19 protein-coding genes and 1 pseudogene are annotated in these 18998 nt (G+C 70.6%); 16 read left to right on the plus strand and 4 right to left on the minus strand.

The features are described 5' to 3' along the window. The first annotated feature begins 15 nt into the window (after nt 1–15). From DEJ49_RS14275 to DEJ49_RS14300, 6 genes are all read left to right on the plus strand, one after another. Complete coding sequence (locus DEJ49_RS14275; protein ID WP_150184470.1) at nt 16–1440, plus strand: diaminopimelate decarboxylase; 1425 nt, start codon at nt 16–18, stop codon at nt 1438–1440. A gap of 127 nt (nt 1441–1567) precedes the next feature. Next, nucleotides 1568–2938: an APC family permease gene (locus DEJ49_RS14280; RefSeq protein ID WP_411757159.1), complete on the plus strand. Its 1371-nt coding sequence runs from the start codon at nt 1568–1570 to the stop codon at nt 2936–2938. 232 nt (nt 2939–3170) lie between these two features. Further along, on the plus strand, nt 3171–3599 hold the full coding sequence (locus tag DEJ49_RS14285; protein WP_150184471.1) for a hypothetical protein: 429 nt from the start codon (nt 3171–3173) through the stop codon (nt 3597–3599). Further along, nucleotides 3596–4426, plus strand: coding sequence for a transcriptional regulator (locus tag DEJ49_RS14290; protein ID WP_411757160.1), 831 nt, complete (start codon nt 3596–3598; stop codon nt 4424–4426). Before DEJ49_RS14285 ends, DEJ49_RS14290 begins: the two co-directional genes overlap by 4 nt. 37 nt (nt 4427–4463) lie before the next feature. Continuing rightward, nucleotides 4464–4901, plus strand: a complete 438-nt coding sequence (locus tag DEJ49_RS14295; RefSeq protein ID WP_150168749.1) for a roadblock/LC7 domain-containing protein — start codon at nt 4464–4466, stop codon at nt 4899–4901. 75 nt (nt 4902–4976) lie between these two features. Further along, on the plus strand, nt 4977–5351 hold the full coding sequence (locus tag DEJ49_RS14300; protein ID WP_055567693.1) for a hypothetical protein: 375 nt from the start codon (nt 4977–4979) through the stop codon (nt 5349–5351). Between the two features lie 88 nt (nt 5352–5439). On the opposite strand, the gene DEJ49_RS14305 is transcribed toward DEJ49_RS14300, so the two are convergent. Further along, on the minus strand, nt 5440–6273 hold the full coding sequence (locus DEJ49_RS14305) for a MurR/RpiR family transcriptional regulator (RefSeq protein ID WP_150184472.1): 834 nt from the start codon (nt 6271–6273) through the stop codon (nt 5440–5442). Beyond that, entirely contained in the window at nt 6270–7775 is a 1506-nt protein-coding gene (locus DEJ49_RS14310) for an aromatic amino acid ammonia-lyase (RefSeq protein WP_190329604.1), read from the minus strand. Before DEJ49_RS14310 ends, DEJ49_RS14305 begins: the two co-directional genes overlap by 4 nt. A gap of 220 nt (nt 7776–7995) precedes the next feature. Here DEJ49_RS14310 and DEJ49_RS14315 point away from each other — a divergent pair, with 220 nt between their 5' ends. The 6 genes from DEJ49_RS14315 to DEJ49_RS14340 are packed head-to-tail and all read left to right on the plus strand — an operon-like array spanning nt 7996 to nt 13374. Continuing rightward, the gene (locus tag DEJ49_RS14315; RefSeq protein ID WP_150184474.1) at nt 7996–9222 is read left to right on the plus strand and encodes an ABC transporter ATP-binding protein; all 1227 of its coding nucleotides are present in this window, start codon (nt 7996–7998) and stop codon (nt 9220–9222) included. After that, on the plus strand, nt 9219–9866 hold the full coding sequence (locus DEJ49_RS14320) for an ABC transporter permease (RefSeq protein ID WP_150184475.1): 648 nt from the start codon (nt 9219–9221) through the stop codon (nt 9864–9866). The genes DEJ49_RS14315 and DEJ49_RS14320 overlap by 4 nt, the downstream gene beginning before the upstream one ends. A 1-nt stretch (nt 9867) precedes the next feature. Further along, nucleotides 9868–10539 carry an ABC transporter permease gene (locus DEJ49_RS14325; RefSeq protein ID WP_150184476.1) on the plus strand — a complete coding sequence of 224 codons (672 nt, stop codon included), beginning with the start codon at nt 9868–9870 and terminating at the stop codon, nt 10537–10539. 13 nt (nt 10540–10552) lie between these two features. Then, on the plus strand, nt 10553–11488 hold the full coding sequence (locus DEJ49_RS14330) for an ABC transporter substrate-binding protein (protein ID WP_150184477.1): 936 nt from the start codon (nt 10553–10555) through the stop codon (nt 11486–11488). 27 nt (nt 11489–11515) lie between these two features. After that, nucleotides 11516–12943 carry a purine-cytosine permease family protein gene (locus DEJ49_RS14335; protein ID WP_150184478.1) on the plus strand — a complete coding sequence of 476 codons (1428 nt, stop codon included), beginning with the start codon at nt 11516–11518 and terminating at the stop codon, nt 12941–12943. 11 nt (nt 12944–12954) lie between these two features. After that, nucleotides 12955–13374, plus strand: coding sequence for a hypothetical protein (locus tag DEJ49_RS14340; protein WP_150184479.1), 420 nt, complete (start codon nt 12955–12957; stop codon nt 13372–13374). 34 nt (nt 13375–13408) lie between these two features. Here DEJ49_RS14340 and DEJ49_RS36380 read toward each other — a convergent pair. Both DEJ49_RS36380 and DEJ49_RS14350 read right to left on the minus strand, forming a co-directional pair. Next, nucleotides 13409–13498 (minus strand): annotated as a pseudogene (locus DEJ49_RS36380) (short-chain dehydrogenase); the annotation flags it as partial. Nucleotides 13499–13915: 417 nt separating this feature from the next. Further along, entirely contained in the window at nt 13916–15307 is a 1392-nt protein-coding gene (locus DEJ49_RS14350; protein ID WP_150184480.1) for a cystathionine beta-synthase, read from the minus strand. Nucleotides 15308–15462: 155 nt separating this feature from the next. Between DEJ49_RS14350 and DEJ49_RS14355 the strand changes: the two genes are divergently transcribed. From DEJ49_RS14355 to DEJ49_RS14370, 4 genes are all read left to right on the plus strand, one after another. Beyond that, the gene (locus DEJ49_RS14355; RefSeq protein ID WP_150188233.1) at nt 15463–16491 is read left to right on the plus strand and encodes an SGNH/GDSL hydrolase family protein; all 1029 of its coding nucleotides are present in this window, start codon (nt 15463–15465) and stop codon (nt 16489–16491) included. Between the two features lie 415 nt (nt 16492–16906). Next, nucleotides 16907–17581, plus strand: coding sequence for a hypothetical protein (locus tag DEJ49_RS14360; RefSeq protein ID WP_190329350.1), 675 nt, complete (start codon nt 16907–16909; stop codon nt 17579–17581). Further along, complete coding sequence (locus tag DEJ49_RS14365) at nt 17578–18624, plus strand: hypothetical protein (RefSeq protein ID WP_223832833.1); 1047 nt, start codon at nt 17578–17580, stop codon at nt 18622–18624. Before DEJ49_RS14360 ends, DEJ49_RS14365 begins: the two co-directional genes overlap by 4 nt. A 70-nt stretch (nt 18625–18694) precedes the next feature. Next, nucleotides 18695–18997 carry a hypothetical protein gene (locus DEJ49_RS14370; protein WP_150184481.1) on the plus strand — a complete coding sequence of 101 codons (303 nt, stop codon included), beginning with the start codon at nt 18695–18697 and terminating at the stop codon, nt 18995–18997. Nucleotide 18998 lies beyond the last annotated feature (1 nt).

Below are 18998 nucleotides of genomic sequence, written 5' to 3' on the forward strand. Positions count from 1 at the left end.
GATTGGCTGGATCACATGGGCCACGACGAGGACAACGACCTGACCACGGTTCTCCGCGCGGACGCGGCACCCGGGACCACCGCCCCCTCCACTCTCGGGAGTGACGCCGCCGCCCGCCGCGACCGCGCCGTCCGCGCCGCCGTCGAACAGGGCGTCGTCGGGCCCGCCGCCCCCGTCGCGGGCCTCCTCGACGTCACCGGCATCCGCGCGAGCGCCGCCGCCCTGCACGCCGCCTTCGAGGCCGTCGTCCCGCCCGGCACCCGCGTCCTGCACGCCTTTGCCGTGAAGGCGACCCCGCTCGTCCCGGTCCTGCGGCTGCTGCGCGCGGCAGGCATCGGCGCCGAGGTGGCGAGCCCCGGCGAGCTGGCCCTCGCGCGGGCCGCCGGGATGCCGCCCACCGCGACCGTCCTCGACTCGCCCGCCAAGACCCCCGCCGAACTCCGCGAGGCCCTTGCGCTCGGCATCGCCGTGAACGCGGACAACCCGCAGGAACTGGCCCGCATAGACGCCATGACCCGGTCGGCGCTGACCGGCTCCCCCATCGGCATCCGCGTCAACCCGCAGATCGGCGGCGGCGCGATCGGCGCCCTCTCCACGGCGACGGCCACGTCCAAGTTCGGAGTGCCGCTGCGCGACGACGACGCCAGGGAGTGGGTGGTCAGGGCCTTCCTCGACCGGCCGTGGCTGACCCGCCTGCACGCGCACTCCGGGTCGCAGGGCATGCCTCTGGAGATGATGGTGCGGGGCGTGGCGGCCGCGTACGAACTGGCCGAGGAGATCAACGAACGCGCCGGGCGGCGGCAGGTCGACACCGTCGACATCGGCGGCGGCCTGCCGGTCAACTTCGGTTCGGACGACGAGACCCCGACGCACGCGCAGTACGCGCGCCGCCTGAAGTCACGGGTGCCGGGGCTGCTCGACGGGCGGTACGGCATCGTCACCGAGTTCGGCCGCTCGCTGCTCGCCAAGCACGGCACGGTGCTCGCCCGCGTCGAGTACACGAAACGGGCGGGGGGCCGGCCCATCGCCGTGACGCATGCGGGCGTGCAGGTGGCGACGAGGACCGTGTACGCGCCCGCGTCGTGGCCCCTGCGAATCGCCGCGTTCGACGCGAAGGGGCTGCCCAAGAGCGGTCCCGCCGTCGGCCAGGACATCGCGGGCCCGGCCTGCTTCGCGGGCGACCTGCTCGCCGAGAACCGCCCGCTGCCGCTGCTCGAACCGGGGGACTACGTCGCCGCGTTGGACACCGGCGCCTACTATTTCGCCCAGCACTATTCGTACAACAGCCTGGCCAGGCCAGGTGTCCACGGGTTCGCCGCCGACACCTCCAGGGATGCCGACGGCGTGCGTTTCGCCGTGGTGCGCGAGCCGCAGACGGTCGACGAGATCGTGGCGGAGGCGGGCGGCGGAACGGAACGGGACGCGCTGCGGAACCTGTGACCCCACCCGCACACCGTGCGCCTCCGGACACCTGTCGGATGCTCTGACCTTCCTCAACTCCCGCATAGTGACCTGCGTCACGGGAAATAGCCCCCTCGACCCGCACTCGGTCTCGGGGGAGGCACCTGTGACGACATCCGGCACGTCCACCACCGCATCACCCTCACCATCCGCCGAAGAGGGCGCGCTGCACCGCGCCATCGGCCCCAAGCTGCTGATCCTCTTCGTGATCGGCGACATCCTCGGCACCGGCATCTACGCGACCACCGGCAAGGTCGCTGGGAAGGTCGGCGGCGCGCTCTGGCTGCCGTTCGCGATCGGGTTCGTCGTGGCGATCCTGACCGCCGCGTCGTACGTCGAACTCGTCGGCAAGTACCCGAAGGCGGCCGGTGCCGCGCTCTACACGCAGAAGGCGTTCAAGGCGCCGTTCCTCACCTTCATCATCGCCTTCATGGTGATGTGCTCCGGGCTCTCCTCCGCGAGCGCCGCCGCCCGCGCCTTCAGCGGCGACTACCTCGCCGAACTGACCGGCGACGCGCTGCCGCCGACGCTGACCGCCATCACGTTCATCGTGCTGCTCGCGGCGCTCAACCTGCGGGGCGTGTCGGAGTCCGTCAAGACGAACGTGGTGCTCACCCTCGTCGAGCTCACCGGCCTCGTGATCATCCTCGCGATCGGGGCGTACGCCGTCATGAGCGGGGACGGCGAGGCGTCGCGCCTCACCGAGTTCGAGTCCGACGGCAGCGGCTACGCCCTGATGACCGGCGTGCTCGGCGCCACCGCCCTCGGCTTCTTCGCCTTCGTCGGCTTCGAGGACTCGGTGAACATGGCCGAGGAGACGAAGGACCCGGTGCGCACCTTCCCGCGCGCCATCTTCATCGGAGTCGCGGTCACCGGCACGGTCTACGTCCTCGTCGCGCTGGTCTCGTCCCTGCTCGTCGACTCCGAGACTCTGGCGGGGTCGAGCGGCCCGCTGCTCGAGGTCGTGAAGGCGGGCGGCGTCGACTTCCCGCACAAACTCTTCGCGCTCATCGCCCTGTTCGCGGTCACCAACTCGGCGCTGATCAACATCATGATGGCCTCGCGGCTCTGCTACGGCATGGCCAACGAACGCATCCTGCCGCGCGCGATGGGCCGCGTCCTGTCCGGGCGGCGCACCCCGGTCGTCGGCATCGTCTTCGTCTCGCTCCTCGCCATCGGGCTCGTCTCCACGGGCGAGATCGAGGGCCTCGGCGACACCACGGCGTTCCTGCTCCTGTGCGTGTTCGCGGTGGTCAACGTGGCGGTCCTGGTCCTGCGCCGCGACCCGGTCGGGCACGCGCACTTCCGTACGCCGACCGCCCTGCCGGTCCTCGGCGCCGTCACGGCCCTGATCCTCGCGAGCCCCCTCGCGGACCGCCCCGCGGAGGTCTACATCCGCGCCGGCGTCCTCATCGCGATCGGCGTCGCCCTGTGGGGCGTGAACAAGGTGGTACTGCGCACCCGCGGCGAGGACTGACACCGTCCCGGGGGACGTATCGATCGCGTGAGCGGCACATTCGGTCAGCTGTGAGCCGCCCAGGGCCATGACCGAACGCGTCCCGTCGGGCTCGGACGCATTCCCGCGGGATATGCCCATCCGGCCCGAACCCCCTCTTCCCTGCGTACTTTCCTCTCCACCGGGTGGCGGTCGCCGCCCCCCGGTCGGGTGGTGGGGACCACCTGGTTCCACCTGGGGAAGGGGAGGCCACGTGCCCGGAATCGACGAGTGTCTGTACGAAGCCATGACACTGCCCGGTGCCCGTGGAGCCGCCATCGTCGACTGGACCAGCGGCCTCGCACTCGGTTCAGTCGGCGACTCCCCCAACGGTGACTACGAAGCGACCGCCGCCGAGACCGCCGAGGTGGCCCGCGCGGCAGCCGAGTACCAGGCGTTCGCGCCGGTCGACGACGAGGACGACGCCGACCGCGAGCGCGGTATGGACGATGCCGCCCGCAAGGGGCTCCCCGTCGAGGACCTGATGCTCACGACCCAGTCCGGGTTCCACCTGATCCGCTACGTGGAGACGACCTTCGACAGCAGCGTCTTCCTCTACCTCTGGCTCGACCGGCACACCGGCAACCTCGCCATGGCGCGGCTACGGCTGCGGAGCCTCGCCGAACGGCTGGTGCTGGTGTGAACGGCCTGCGGGCCGCCGCGCCCGCCGAGTCCGCCGAGCCCGCCACCGTCCCGCGGGCCGTCGGTGCGCCCGCCGTCTCGCCCCTGCTGACACGGCTCGCCGCCGAGCGGGCCACCGGCGCCTTCCTGCGCGCCCAGGGCACCCTCTACCTCGTGGACGGGCGCGTCGTGCACGCCGAGAGCCCCGCGGCGCCCGGCATAGACGTCCTCCTCACGGCGGGCGGCGCACTCGCCGCGCAGGGCTGGCAGGAGGCCCTGTCCACGGCGGGGATCCGGAACGAGGTGGGGCGCGAGCTCGTCGCCAGCGGCCGGGTCACCGCGGGCGAGCTGGAGATGTGCCACCTCGGCGCGCTCTTCGACGCCGCGTTCTTCGTGCTCGGCGCGGCGAGCGGCCCCACCCGGTTCCGCTACGGCGTCGCGCACTGGCTCGGCCGCGTCCGTCCGGTGCCCGCCGCCGCCCTCGAACGTGAGACGCTGCGGCGCCGGGCGCTCCTGGACAGCATCTGGCCGCGGCCCGAGGTCGACACCGCGCCCGTCGTGCCCCGCGCGCCCGCGCCCGGCCAGACGGTCACCGTGCGCCAGCGTGCGCTGTTGCGGCTCGCGGACGGCGTCCGTACGCCGACAGCCATCGCCTGGGCCCTCGGCAGGCCCTCGTTCCACACCCTGGTCGAGGTCAGGCGGCTGGCCGCCGCCGGACTCGTGGAGGTCCCGGGGACACCGGAGCGGGAGCCGGTGTCCGTGGCCCTCCCCTTCCCGGCCGCGACGGAGTGCGCCGATCCCGACATCGCGCTCCTGCGCCGGGTCCGTGACGCCCTGGAGGCGCTGTGAAACTCCCTGCCGCCCCCTGGGCCGGGACCTCGACCACATGAAGTTCTTCGCGTCCTGGCGGCGCGCAGGGAGGAGAGAGCTGGTGGCTGCCGAAGCCGACGTACTCGGCGAACTGAAACGGCTGCGGACCCGGATTCCCCAGCTCCGCGGCGCCCTGACGGCCAGCGTCGACGGACTCCTGCTGGCGCAGGACGCCTCCGACGTGGAGGCGGAGGGCGTCTGCGCGCTCACCGCGGCGGCGCTCGGCGTGGCGCTGCGGCTGTCCGACGCCACCCATCAGGGCGGCTTCCGCGAACTGATCATCCGCGGCGAACAGGGTTACGTCGCCACGTACGCGGCCGGTTCGTCCGCCGTGCTCACGCTGCTCGCCGAGCCCCGCATCAACGTGGGCCGGCTGCACCTGGAGGCCCGCCGTTCCAGCGCCCTCATCGGAGAGCTGGTCGACGCCGCCGTCGATCGAGCGGAGGAAACCTGACCCATGCCCCCCACCACACCCTCGTCGTCCCCCTCACCGCGGACGCCCGGAAGACGGAAAGGAAGCACCAAGCACATGACCGACACGGAGACCGCACTCAAGGAAGCCACCACCACGATCGAGGGCGTCATCGGCGCCGCTCTGGTCGACTACACCAGCGGAATGGCCCTCGGCACGATCGGGGGCGGAAAGGACCTGGACCTGTCGGTGGCGGCGGCAGGCAACACGGACGTCGTCCGCGCCAAGCTGCGCACCATGGAGATGCTCGGGCTGAAGGACGAGATCGAGGACATCCTGATCTCGCTGGGCTCGCAGTACCACCTCATCCGGCTGATGAAGGGCCGCAACAACAACGGCCTCTTCCTCTACCTGGCCCTCGACAAGGACCGCGCCAACCTGGCGATGGCCCGCCATCAGCTCAAACGCATCGAGACCGGCCTGGACGTCTGACGCTCGACGTCCTCGCCGCCCCGCGGCGCCGCGCTCCCCCCGGGCGCGGCGTCGCTCTTATGTGTGTCCCCCTTACGTATGCGTCCGCCTACTCCACGAAGAGTCCGCGGGCCACCGCCCGTACGTCGAACTCCTCCAGGCGGGCCTGCGCGTCGGGGAGGTTGTCGCACATGGCCTCCAGGAGGACACGGCCGAGCAGCATCGGGGCGCAGGCCGTGTCGAAGGCGAGGCCCGTGCCGACGGCGGCCGGGAGGAGCAGGTCGGAGTGGGCGGCGACCGGGGCGAAGGCCGAGTCGGCGACGGTGACGACGGTGAGGCCCGCCGACTGGGCGTAGGCGAGGGCGTCGACGACCTCGCGGGGGTGGCGGGGCAGCGCGAAGCAGAGGAGGGCCGAGGCACCGGCGCGGGCCGCGGCGTCGATGCGGTCCGCGAGCATCGTGCCGCCCTCGTCGAGGAGGCGCACCTCGGGGTGGACCTTCGCGGCGAAGTACGAGAAGCCGTACGCCTGGGACGCGGCGGCCCGCAGTCCGAGGACGGGCAGGGGCCGGGACGCGGCGAGGAGCCGTCCCGCGCGCTCGACCGGCTCGGGGTCGGCGAGGACCTCCGCCAGGTGCCTGAGGTTCTCGATCTCCGCGTCGACCGCCTGCTGGTACTCGTTGGCGGCCGTCGCCCCCGACTCCTCGGCGGGCGCCACGTCCCGCAGGTGTCTGCGCAGCGCCGGGTAGCCGTCGAAGCCGAGGGCGACGGCGAAGCGGGTGACCGACGGCTGGCTGACGCCGGCGAGTTCGGCCAGCTCCACGCTGGAGAGGAAGGGCGCGTCGGCGGCCCTGCGCACCATGCAGTGCGCGATGCGCCGCTGGGTGGGTGTGAGCCGATGGCCCTCGAAGAGCACTTGCAGTCGCGCGGCAGGGCTGTCACTCATGCCGTCCCCCTCATGATGTCCGTACCCGCTGTCGTTCCGGCGGTCGTTCCCGCGTTCGTCGCCGCGCCGAGTTCCGACCACACCGTGGTGAACCGGTCGAGCAGACCCGCCGCCGCCGTCACATCATCCGTCAGCGGCCGGTCCGCGAACTCCGCTTCCAGAACGGAGTCGGCGAGTTCGAAGGCGCGCGCGAGCGGTGTGTCCGGATCGAGCCGCATGTCCCGCTGCCGCAACGCCCGCACGGCGGCCACCAGTTCGCACCCCACGACCATCCGGAACGCCTCGCAGGCACGCAGGGTCTGGCGGGCGGCGAGCGAGGCGAAGCTCGCCTGTTCCTCCACGCCGCGCGAGAGCACGGCGTGGCCGAGGGAGGCGGGCGCGGAGAAGGCGCGCAGGTCACCGAGGGCGGCGCCGGCCGCGTATTCGAGGATCATGACGCCGGACGAGGCCGGTTCGCCGTCCGCGAGGAAGGGGCGCAGACGGGTGAAGGCCGGTTCGTTGAGCGTGGAGAGCCGGGAGGTGGAGAGGCGGGCCGCCTGGGTCACGGCGAGCCGGAAGTGGTCGAGTGCGAGGGCGAGTTGGGCCAGGTAGAAGCCGCCGTGGTGGTACGCGGCCAGGTCCTCGGGCGAGATCAGCGGGTTCTCCGCGGCCGCGTTGATCTCGACGGTCAGGACATCCTCCAGGGCGTCCGCCGCGTCGTGCGCGGGGCCGTGGATCTGGGGCACGCACCGGAAGCCGTAGGGGTCCTGGATGCGGCCCAGGGGCGGAGTGGGGCGGTCGGGGGCGCCCAGCAAACGACGCATGCGCTCGGCGACCGCGTACGAGCCGGGGTGGCGCCGCGCCTCGTGCACGGGCAGCGCGTACGCCTCGTACGAGCCGTCGACCGCCATCAGCGAGAGCGCCGCGACCACCTGCGTGGCGCCGATCAGGCCGCGCAGTTCGTGCAGGGCGAGCGCGGACTGGCCGAGGGTGAGGGCGTTGCTGCTGATGAGAGCGAGGGCGTCGTTGTTGTCGAGGGGCTGCGGCTGCGGGGGCCGCCCGGCGCCCCGCCACGGATGCTCACCGGCGAGCGCGAGGCCCATCTGGGAGAGGGCCGCGATGTCTCCGGTGCCGACCGAGCCGAACTCGTTGACGGTGGGGTACGCGCCGGTCTCCAGGGCCTCGCAGAGCGCCGTGACGACGCTGGGGCGCAGTCCGGCGCCGCCCGCGAGGAGCTGGTTGGCGCGGACGGCGAGCATCGCGCGGACCTGCCGCGCGGGGAGTTCGGCGCCGATGGCGCCCGCGTGCGAGCGGAGCAGTCGCAGGCCGTGGTCGGCGGCGGCCTCCGTGGGCACGTCCTCGTTCCGGTTGGCGCCGACGCCGGTGGAGCGGCCGTAGACACGGCCCCACGCGGCGATCTCCCTGGCGGCGTTCCAGGACTCCTCGGCGCGCTTCATCCCGTCGGTCGCGGGAACGGGCCGGGCACCGGATTCGGCCAGGCGTACGACGTCTGCGACCATCATTCCCCGGCCGTCGAGGACGACGACCGCTTTTCTGTCGTTGGCCGCGGTGTCCGCGATACGAGACGACTTCACTCGTAAACCCTCCTCAACCGGACGTTCCGTCTTGCCTGTCGGCCATTTATTGCTCGGCGATCAATGCCGGAGCGCCGCGAACTATTGACAACCTATTCAGACAACGAGAACTCTGCATGACGATATACAGCCGGGCAAGGGACTCCACATGATCCAATTCGATACGGTCCACAAGCGCTTCCCGAACGGCACGACAGCGGTCCACGACCTCACCCTCGACATGCCCGAAGGCGGCGTGACCGTCCTCGTCGGATCTTCCGGTTGCGGCAAGACGACGACCCTCCGCATGATCAACCGGATGGTCGACCCGACCTCCGGGACCATCCGGGTCGGCGGCCGCGACATCCTGGAGCAGGACGCGGCGAAACTGCGCCGCTCCATCGGCTACGTCATCCAGCAGGCCGGCCTCTTTCCGCACCGCACGGTCCTCGACAACATCGCCACGGTGCCGCTGCTGCTCGGCTGGGGCCGCAGGAAGGCGCGGGCGCGGGCGGCGGAGCTCCTGGAGACGGTGGGGCTCGCGCCGGACGCGGGGCGTCGGTACCCGCACCAGCTCTCCGGCGGCCAGCAGCAGCGGGTGGGCGTGGCCCGTGCGCTCGCCGCGGACCCTCCCGTCCTCCTCATGGACGAGCCGTTCGGGGCGGTGGACCCCGTGGTCCGTACCCAACTCCAGGACGAACTGCTCCGCCTTCAGCGGGACCTGAACAAGACGATCGTCTTCGTCACGCACGACATCGACGAGGCGGTGCGGCTCGGTGATCGCATAGCCGTGTTCCGCACGGGTGGGCATCTCGTGCAGTGCGCCGAGCCCGCGGAGCTTCTCGCCCGTCCCGCGGACGACTTCGTCGCGGACTTCCTGGGCGCGGAGCGTGGCCTCAAGCTCTTGTCCCTGTCCACGTTGTCGGGCGTCCCGCAGGGCCCCGCGCCGGAGGGCGGCGCGTGGACGCTCCGCTGGGACGCGACGGGGTCGCCTCTTTCCTGGCGCCACAAGGACGGAGAGTCCGCGGACGTCCCCGTACGTCCTCTCCGCGACACGGACTCGCTCCTCGCGGCGCTGGACGAGTCCTTGTCCGCCCCGACGGGGCTGGTGGCCCGCGTGGACGCGGAGGGGGTTCTGACGGGGGTCACGTCCCGCACCGACATCCACGAAGTCGCTGCCGCGGCGCACGAACGGGGCCGGCACGCTTCCATCCGCGGCCCGGTGGGGGCTGATCGCGCAGTTCCCCGCGCCCCTAAGTCGTCCACCCCAACGCCACCGAACGAGCCACCCCAGCCAGAGGCGCCGGGCGAGGTGGACGAGTCAGGGGCGCGGGGAACTGCGCGACAAGCCACAAGCGACCCGCAGCCGCAGGACCACGCGGAGCCCACCACATGACCGTCGACTGGTCGTGGATACGCGATCACACCGACGACCTCACCACCCTCACCCTCTCCCACCTCCAGGCCGCCCTCACAGCCGTAGCCCTGGGGCTGCTCATCTCACTGCCCCTCGCCGTCGTCGCCCACCGCGTCCGCCCCCTCCGCGGACTCCTCCTCGGCCTCTCGAACGTCCTCTTCACCATCCCCTCCATCGCCGTCTTCGTCCTGCTCCTCCCCGTCAGCGGCCTCACCCGCACCACCACCGTCATCGGCCTGACGATCTACACCCTCGTCGTGCTCCTGAGGAACACCGTCGAGGGACTCGACTCCGTCCCGGCGAAGACGAAGGAAGCCGCCAAGGCCATGGGCACCCGCCCCCTCCGGACGCTCCTCACCGTCGAACTCCCCCTCGCCCTCCCCGTGATCATGGCCGGCGTACGGATCGCGACGGTCATGTCGATCTCGCTCGTCTCCGTGGCGACGTACATCGGCGACGGCGGCCTCGGGCAGCTCTTCACCGACGGGTTCCAGCGCAACTTCCCCACCCCCGTGATCGTCGGCGTGGTCCTCACCCTGCTCCTCGCGCTCGTCGCGGACGCCCTGCTCGTCACGCTCCAGTACGTCCTGACGCCCTGGACCCGCCGCCGGAGGAGCGCCTGACATGTACGAACTCTTCAAGGACCTCGGCGCCTGGCTGGTCAGCGGCGACCAGTGGACCGGCCCCGACGGCATCGGGCACCGGCTCGTCGAGCACCTCCAGTACTCGCTGCTCGCCACCCTCGTCGCCGCCGCCATCGCCCTGCCGGTCGGCCTGCTCATCGGCCACACGGGACGCGGCGCGTTCATCGCCATCAACCTGTCCTCGTTCGGCCGCGCGCTGCCGACCGTCGGACTCGTCGTACTGGTCTTCCTGGCGAGCGGCCTCTCCATGTGGCCCGTCTACATCGCGCTGGTCGCGCTCGCCGTGCCCTCCATCGTCACCAACACGTACGCGGGCATGACCGCCGTCGACCCCGAGGTGCGGGACGCGGCGCGCGGCCAGGGCATGCGGGCCCACCAGGTGCTGTTCCAGGTCGAGTTGCCGCTCGCGCTGCCGCTGATCATGACGGGCCTGCGGCTCGCCCTCATCCAGGTCGTCGCGACGGCCACCATCGCCGCGTACGTCTCCTTCGGCGGCCTCGGCCGGTACGTGTTCGACGGACTCGCCCAGCGCGACCTCGTCCAGGTGCTCGGCGGTGCCGTACTCGTGGCCGCGGTCGCCGTCGTACTCGATCTCGCGCTCGCCGCCCTCCAGCGCGCCCTCTTCCGCCACCGTCCGTCCGCACAGGCTTAGGAGCACCCAGGACATGAACCGCAGAACTCTCCTCGGCGGGCTCCTCGCCACCGCCTCCGTCCCCGCGCTGGCCGCCTGCAGCGGTGGCATCACCTCCCTCGACGGCGGGGGCTCCGGCGGCGGCGGAGGCGGCTCCAGCAAGGACGGCGTCACCATCGGCACCGCCAACTTCACCGAGAACCAGGTGCTCGGGTACCTGTACGCGGCCGCCCTGGAGGCGGCGGGCGTGAAGACGAACGTCCGCCCCAACCTCGGCACCCGCGAGATCCTCATCCCCGCGCTCAAGGGCGGTGACATCGACCTGCTCCCCGAGTACCAGGGCGCCCTCCTGCACTACCTCGACCCCGAGGCGAAGGCCACGGAGGAGGGCGAGATGCAGAACGCGCTGGCCATGCGCCTGCCGCGCGGGCTCCAGATCCTCCCGTACGGGCGTGCCGAGGACTCCGACGCGTTCGTGGTGACGCGCGAGACCGCGAAGGAGTACGGCCTCACGTCCCTCGCCGACCTGGCGAAGCACAACGGAAAGCTGGTCATCGGCGCCTCCGCCGAGGTGAAGAAGCGCACGGTCGGCGTGGTCGGCCTGAAGGACGTGTACGGAGTCGAGTTCAAGGAGTTCAAGTCGCTCGACTCGTCCGGGCCGCTGGTCAAGGGCGCCCTGCGCAAGGGCGACGTCGACGTCGCGAACCTCTTCACCACCGACACCGACATCGCCGCCGAGCACTGGGTCGTCCTCACCGACCCCAGGAACCTCGTCCCCGGCCAGCACGTCGTCCCGCTCATCGCCGACCGCAAGGCCGACTCGACGGTCCGCAAGGCCCTCGCCCGCCTCGGCGCCCTCCTGACGACGGCGCAGCTCACCGAGTTGAACCGCCTGGTGGACAAGGACAAGAAGGACCCGGAGGACGTCGCACAGGACTGGGCGGACCGGCACGGCATCACGAAGAAGTAGCCGTACGAACTTGGGGAGTTGACCGGCATGGCAGCTGAAGATCTGGTGGAGCGGCGCTCCATCGACGTCGTCCCTGACGACGAACGGCACGGCACCGCGTTCAGCCAGTTCACGCTCTGGCTCGGCGCGAATCTGCAGATCACCGCGGTCGTGACGGGCGCGCTCGCCGTCGTGTTCGGCGGCGACGTGGTGTGGTCGCTCGTCGGCCTCGTCCTCGGCAACCTGCTCGGCGGCGCGGTCATGGCGCTGCACTCGGCGCAGGGCCCGAAGCTGGGGCTGCCGCAGATGATCCAGTCGCGGGCCCAGTTCGGGGTGAAGGGCGCGGTCGTCCCGCTGCTCCTCGTCATCCTCATGTACGTCGGTTTCTTCGCGAGCGGCAGCGTCCTCGCGGGCCAGGCGACAGCCGAACTGACGCACACGAACGACACCACGGGCATCGTCGTCTTCGCCGCCGTCACGGCGGTCATGGCGGCGGTCGGCTACCGCGTCATCCACGCGCTCGGCCGGGTGGCGAGCGTGATCTGCGCGCTCGCCTTCGTCTACCTCGGCATCCGGCTCGTCGACCGCGTGGACATCGGCGCACTGTTCTCGGACGCCCACTTCGACCTGCCGATGTTCCTGCTCGCCGTGTCGCTGTCGGCGTCCTGGCAGCTGGCGTTCGGCCCGTACGTCGCGGACTACTCGCGCTACCTGCCGCGCACCACCTCCGCCAAGGCCACGTTCTGGTGGACCCTGTCGGGGTCGGCGCTCGGCTCGCAGTGGTCGATGACGTTCGGCGTGCTCGTCGCGGCGAGCGCGGGCGACGCGTTCCTCGCCAACCAGGTCGGCTACGTCGTCGGCCTCGGCGGCACGGGCCTGATCGCCTCCTTCCTCTACTTCGTGATCGCGCTCGGCAAGCTGACCATCAACGTCCTGAACACCTACGGCGGCTTCATGTCGATGGTCACGAGCATCAGCGGCTTCCGCGGCCAGAAGGTGCTCGGGGCGCGCGGGCGGGCCGCGTACATCGCGGTGATCATGGTGGCGGGCACGGCGGTCGCGCTGCTGGGCAAGGACAGCTTCCTGTCCTCCTTCAAGGACTTCCTGCTGTTCCTGCTGACGTTCTTCACGCCGTGGTCGGCCATCAACCTGGTCGACTACTACCTGATCTCCCGCGAGCGGTACGACATCCCCGCCCTCGTCGACCCGCACGGCCGCTACGGCGCCTGGCGCTGGGACGCCCTGACCGTCTACGGCACAGGCCTGCTCGCCCAGCTCCCCTTCCTGGTCACCCACTTCTACACGGGCCCCCTCGTCGACCCGCTCGGCGGCGCCGACATCTCGTGGATCGTGGGGCTCGTGGTGCCCGCGGTGCTGTACTGGGCACTCGCCAGGCGGAACCCGCCCGTCCCTGGGGCTGGGCCCCGTGCGGAAAGGGGGGTTAGCCCCAGCGCCGAGAGCGCGCCGGCGCCGTAACGTAAACGCCCATGGAAGCCCGTGACGCCGAACTCAAGAAGGAACTCGACGCCACTCTGCACGCCCGCAGAGAACTCGGCGAAGAGTACGACTCCGCCTTGGTCGACTCGTTCCTCGGGAAGATCGAGCAGCGCCTGGACGGCACGATCGACCGCCGTATGCGCCGTCACCTGGCGGAACAGCAGATGGTGGTCGCCCGCGGCGCCCGTTCCCCCGCGAGCGGGGTCGACTCCTGGGGCGAACGCTTCGGATTCGGCGTCGTCTCCCTCATCCTGGCGGTCCCGCTCTCCGCGATCGCCGTGGTCAACGCGGATCTGACCGGCCTCTTCGTGGCCTGGGCGGGCATCGTGGGCGTGAACGCGGTGCACGCGTTCCGCGGCCTGTCGTTCGGCCGCAGGCGCGAGGAGCGCAAGTCGGAGTGGGACGACTGAGCAGAAGCCTTTTCCGGGTACTTACGCCTGGGCGGCTGGTGGCGGCATTCGTGATGTGCCCCCGCAGCTCGGTGTCGGTGAACCCCGGCTCGATGTCGGTGACGCGCACGTCGCGCGACCCGAGCCAGTTCCCCGCACCCGGCGGCGCCGAGCGAGCAGGACCAGTCAGGGGCGCGGGGAACTGCGCGAACAGCCCCCACCCACCCGCAGGAAAAGGCGAAGCGGCACCACCCCAGGGGCGCGGGGAACTGCGCGAGCAACCCCCACCGGCCCGCAGGGATGAACCGGCCACCCGCAGAGGCATCGTCACCGCGAGGGACCGCCGCACCCCCGGGTGTCCAGGGGGCGGGACGACGGCGGTCCCCCGCGGAAGGCGTCGGACCGGGTCAGAGCCGGCCGCGCCCAGGCGTCCACGGACCCGGGAGCCGCTCCGGAGTTCCTGACGCCGACACCCACCAGCATGCCCACCCCGTGTTAAGCACGTGCTGCGCACACATGACGTCCTCGTGCCACCCGGTTACGGACAACCGGTAACCGGTCATCACTGCGACTGCTGCTCCGCGAGGAACGCAAGCAGGTCCTGCCGGCTCACGACCCCCGTCGGCTTCCCCTCGACCAGCACGATCGCCGCGTCGGCCCCACCCAGCACCGACATCAGGTCGGCCACCGGCTCACCCGAGCCGACCTGCGGCAGCGGGTCCGACATGTGCTTCTCGAGCGGATCGGACAACGACGCCCGCTGCGCGAACAACGCGTCGAGCAGCTCACGCTCCACCACCGACCCGATGACCTCCGCCGCCATGACGTCAGGATGCCCCGCGCCCGGCTTGACGATCGGCATCTGCGAGACCCCGTACTCCCGCAGCACCTCGATCGCCTCCCCCACCGTCTCCTCGGGGTGCATGTGGACGAGCGAGGGCAGCTCACCGCCCTCCTTGCGGCTCAGCACGTCGCCGACGCGCGGCTGGTCGCCGGCCTCCTCCAGGAAGCCGTAGTCGTTCATCCACTCGTCGCTGAAGATCTTGCTCATGTAGCCGCGCCCGCTGTCCGGCAGCAGCACGACCACCACATCATCCGGACCGAGCCGCTCCGCGACCCGCAGCGCCGCCACGACGGCCATGCCGCAGGACCCGCCGACGAGGAGCCCCTCCTCCTTGGCGAGCCGCCGCGTCATCTGGAAGGAGTCCTTGTCGGACACGGCGATGATCTCGTCCGTGACATTGCGGTCGTACGCCGTGGGCCAGAAGTCCTCGCCCACGCCCTCGACGAGGTAGGGCCGCCCGGACCCGCCCGAGTACACGGACCCCTCGGGGTCGGCACCGACGACGGTCACGCCGCCCTTGGAGATCTCCTTCAGATACCCACCGGTCCCGGAGATCGTGCCGCCCGTCCCGATGCCCGCCACGAAGTGGGTGATCTTCCCCTCCGTCTGCTCCCACAGCTCGGGGCCGGTGGAGTGGTAGTGCGAAAGGGGGTTGTTCGGGTTGCTGTACTGGTCCGGCTTCCAGGCGCCCGGCGTCTCCCGTACGAGCCGGTCGGAGACGTTGTAGTACGAATCCGGGTGCTCGGGGTCGACGGCGGTCGGGCAGACCACCACATCGGCGCCGTACGCGCGCAGCACGTTGATCTTGTCGAGGGACACCTTGTCCGGGCAGACGAAGATGCACTTGTAGCCCTTCTGCTGGGCCACGATGGCGAGGCCGACCCCCGTGTTGCCCGAGGTGGGCTCGACGATGGTGCCGCCGGGCTTCAGCTCCCCGCTCTGCTCGGCCGCCTCGATCATGCGCAGCGCGATGCGGTCCTTCACGGAGCCGCCGGGGTTGAAGTACTCGACCTTGGCCAGGACGGTCGCCTGGATGCCCGCGGTCACGTTGTTGAGCCTCACGAGCGGGGTGTTGCCGACGAGGCTGATCATCGAGTCGTGGAATTGCACCGTTGTCTCCGGGCTGCGATGTAGTGCGACGAATTGGTGCGGTCAGCCTAAGGGTCCGGCTCATCCGTTCACCTCCGCTTGCGATTGGCCGACCGTGCTTACGGGGCAATGAGTGGATGTACGGCCGTACGAACCGGTACGGCACGAGGAGGTGGCTGCAGGGCATGTCGAGGGCGAGGGTGGCGCGGCGGATCGCCGCGGGCGCGGCGTACGGCGGCGGAGGCATCGGGCTGCTCGGGGCCGCCACGGTGGGCGTGGTGCTCGCCGAGGTGCAGCTGGCGAAGCGGACGGTGGGCAACGGGCACGTGGACCCGCCACGGGCCGACGGGCGCTACGGCGGGGCGTTCGCCGCGGAGGCCGCGCGTCCCACGCACGCGGAACCGGTGCGGTTCGCGATGCTCGGGGACTCCACGGCGGCGGGGCAGGGCGTGCACCGGGCCAGGCAGACCCCGGCGGCACTCCTCGCCTCCGGTCTCGCCGCGGTGGCCGAGCGCCCGGTCGACCTCCGGAACGTGGCGCTGCCGGGCGCCCAGTCGGACGACCTGGACCGCCAGGTGACCCTGATCCTGTCCGACCCCCACTGGGTGCCGGACGTCTGCGTCATCATGATCGGCGCGAACGACGTGACGCACCGGATGCCGCCGACGCGGTCGGTACGCCACCTCTCCTCCGCGGTACGCAGGCTCCGTACGGCCGGTGCGGAGGTCGTGGTCGGCACGTGTCCCGACCTGGGCACGGTCGAGAACGTCTATCAGCCCCTGCGGTGGCTGGCCCGCCGCGTCTCACGGCAACTGGCCGCGGCGCAGACGATCGGGGTGGTCGAACAGGGCGGCCGTACGGTGTCGCTCGGCGACCTCCTGGGCCCGGAATTCGCGGCACACCCCCGCGAACTCTTCGGCCCCGACCGCTACCACCCCTCCGCGGAGGGCTACGCGACGGCGGCGATGGCAGTACTCCCCACGCTCTGCGCGGCGCTCGGCCTATGGCCGGAGGAGGACCGCCCGGACGTCTCGCGCCGCGAGGGTTTCCTGCCGGTGGCGAGGGCGGCGGCCCAAGCGGCCTCGGAAGGCGGCACGGAGGTCACGGCCGCGATGCCGACGGGCCCCCGCGGCCCGTGGGCCCTCCTGAAACGCCGACGCCGCCGCCGCATCCATACGCCGACGCCGTCGCCGCTTCCCCACTGACGCTCCCGGGGGGGGCTGCTCCTCCGGTCCTGACTCCCCGGTCCTGACTCTCCGGTCCTGACTCTCCGGTCCTGACCCTCCCGTCCTGACCCTCCGGTCCCGGAAATGGCGTGTCCGGTACGGCGGGCCGCGTTGCGCCGAGCGGAACGAGCTGCACAGAGAGGCAGGGAATCGCCCCCCTCCTGCCCTCGTAACCCGCCGGTCGCCCGAATTTGCACTCCGAGATGCCCACTCACTTCCAGCCCCATAGCGGTGAGCGACACATACGAGCCAAGAGTGAGCAAAACTCCTCCAAACTCTGCCACTATGCGCCCATTTACACCTTGACCAGGCACCCCTGCCGCTGGTGCCCCCTCCCTCCTCCTGGATAGCTTGGTTCACTCCAGAGAACCCCCACCCCCTCCAGGAGCTGACCGTGAACCGCCGCCCCACCCTGCTCGCAGCGGCCACCATGACTGCTGCCGCGGTCCTCTCGCTCTCGGCGTGCGGAGGGAGTGACGGCGACTCCAAGGACAACGAAAAGATCGCGGGCGCGGACTCGAACCCGGGCAGCCAGAAGGAGAAGTCGCCGTCTCCGAAGGCATCGGCGGCGGACGGGGTCGACCGCCCGGAGATCAAGCTGCCGAAGGACGTGAAGAACGTCTTCGAGGGGGGCAAGACGGGGGATCCGAAGAAGGACGCGGTGTTGGCGGACAACGAGCGGTGGCTCGACGCCCTGATCGAGGCCACCGTTGTCGTCGATGCCAAGGATCATCCGGCGCTGAAGTTCTATGGATCGGGTGACGCCCTGTTGTCGGCGGCGGATTACATCCAAGGGTTCCGGAAGAAGGACAAGAGCTTCATCGGGACCATTCGGTACTACGACCGCCAGGTCACCTTCCTCAAGGACGGCGTCGCAGCGGTGTCGTACTGCAAGGACGGCACCAAGACGTATCCCAAGGACCTCAAGACCGGCAAGGTCGACCGATCCATCCCTGAATCAGCGGCCGATTACGGCTTCTACAACACCCGCGTGAAGAAGGACGCCAACGGTGTCTGGCAGACGGAGTCTGTCACGTACGTGGAAGAGGCGACCAAGAAGTGCATGTGAGCGCACCGAAGTCGGCCGCCCGCTGGGCCGCTCCTGTTCTCGCCATGGCTATGGCGCTGCTCCCTGGTGCTGCCTACGCCGCTGGTGGCGACACCGAGGGAGGGGGAGACTTCGGGGGCGAGCAGCAGTCGAGGGGCACCGTCCAGGACAAGAACCTCGGCGTCCAGACGAAAATCCAGACGACGGTCAAGGGCAGCCCGAAGTCCACGAAGACAGGAACGCTCACCCCTGCCAACTCCAACTGGGACCCGCCCGCCTGCTGGTACGAGCCCGCCTACACCCCGAAGCAGATCGAGGCCACGGTCAAGGCCATCCGGTCGTTCAAGGTCTTCAGCATCGGCGACCTCGTGGGCGGGATCTTCGACTCGTACTTCAAGGAGGGCCACCCCTACAAGAACTACAACCTCGACAAGCAGGGCGAGGGGCAGTTCTGGGCGACGGCGGTCGACGAGAAGCGCAAGGACGAACCAGAGGCCCAGGCCTGCGACAGGCTGCCGTTCTGGGTGCCCAAGGGCGAGCCGCCCAAGGAGCCGCTCGCGGTCTCCCCCAGAATCCTCGCCGAGTACGCCTACGGCCAGATCCCGGTCCCGGACACGAAGATCGAGATGGCACCGGAGGGCGAGACGAAGGTCAATCTGCCGACCTGGGTGTGGCTGGACAAGGCCAAGTTCAAGAAGATCTCGGTGACGGCGACCCTGCCGGGAACGGGCCTCTCCGCGACGACGACCGCCGAACCCGTCTCTCTGCGGCTCGATCCGGGAACGCCGGACGCCGAGACGTACCCATCATCCGGCGAGTGCCCGATCGGGAACGACGACCGGATCGGCAGACCCCGCGCCAAGGGAACCCCGGCGGACACGGACCCGCCGTGCGGTGTGCGCTATCTGCGCTCTTCCGCCGACGCCCCGTACGAACTCGGGGCCACCCTCACATGGCGGGTCACGTGGAAGAGCACGACTGAACCGGGTGGCGAACTGCCCCCGGGTGAGTTCGGTACGACGCAGGACGTAGTCGTACGCGAGATCCAATCCGTCAACCGCTGACGCTGAGCGCCAACGGCTGAGCGCTGACCACAACCACAACCACGACCGCACAGGGAGTCCGAACACCGACATGAGCGACCTTCGCCTCGACGGAACGGTCTTCGAGGACCTCAAGAAGACCTTCTCCTCGGTCAGCGACCGCATGGACGCCGCGCGCAGAGCCCTCAAGAACACCGACGGCTCGGTCGTCGGGGCCGAGAAACTCATCGAGGACGTACACGAGTTCGCCGACGAGTGGGGCTACGGCGTCAAGCAGCTCGGAAAGCACACCGAGGGCGCCGTCAAGATGATCAACAAGATCGACGAGGAGTTCAGCAAACTGGACCAGGCCCTCGCCGAATCACTCAAGTCCGCGAGGAAGAAGAGCAAGTAGC

Origin of the sequence: Streptomyces venezuelae, assembly GCF_008642335.1 — a bacterium.
Classification (GTDB): Bacteria; Actinomycetota; Actinomycetes; order Streptomycetales; family Streptomycetaceae; genus Streptomyces; species Streptomyces venezuelae_F.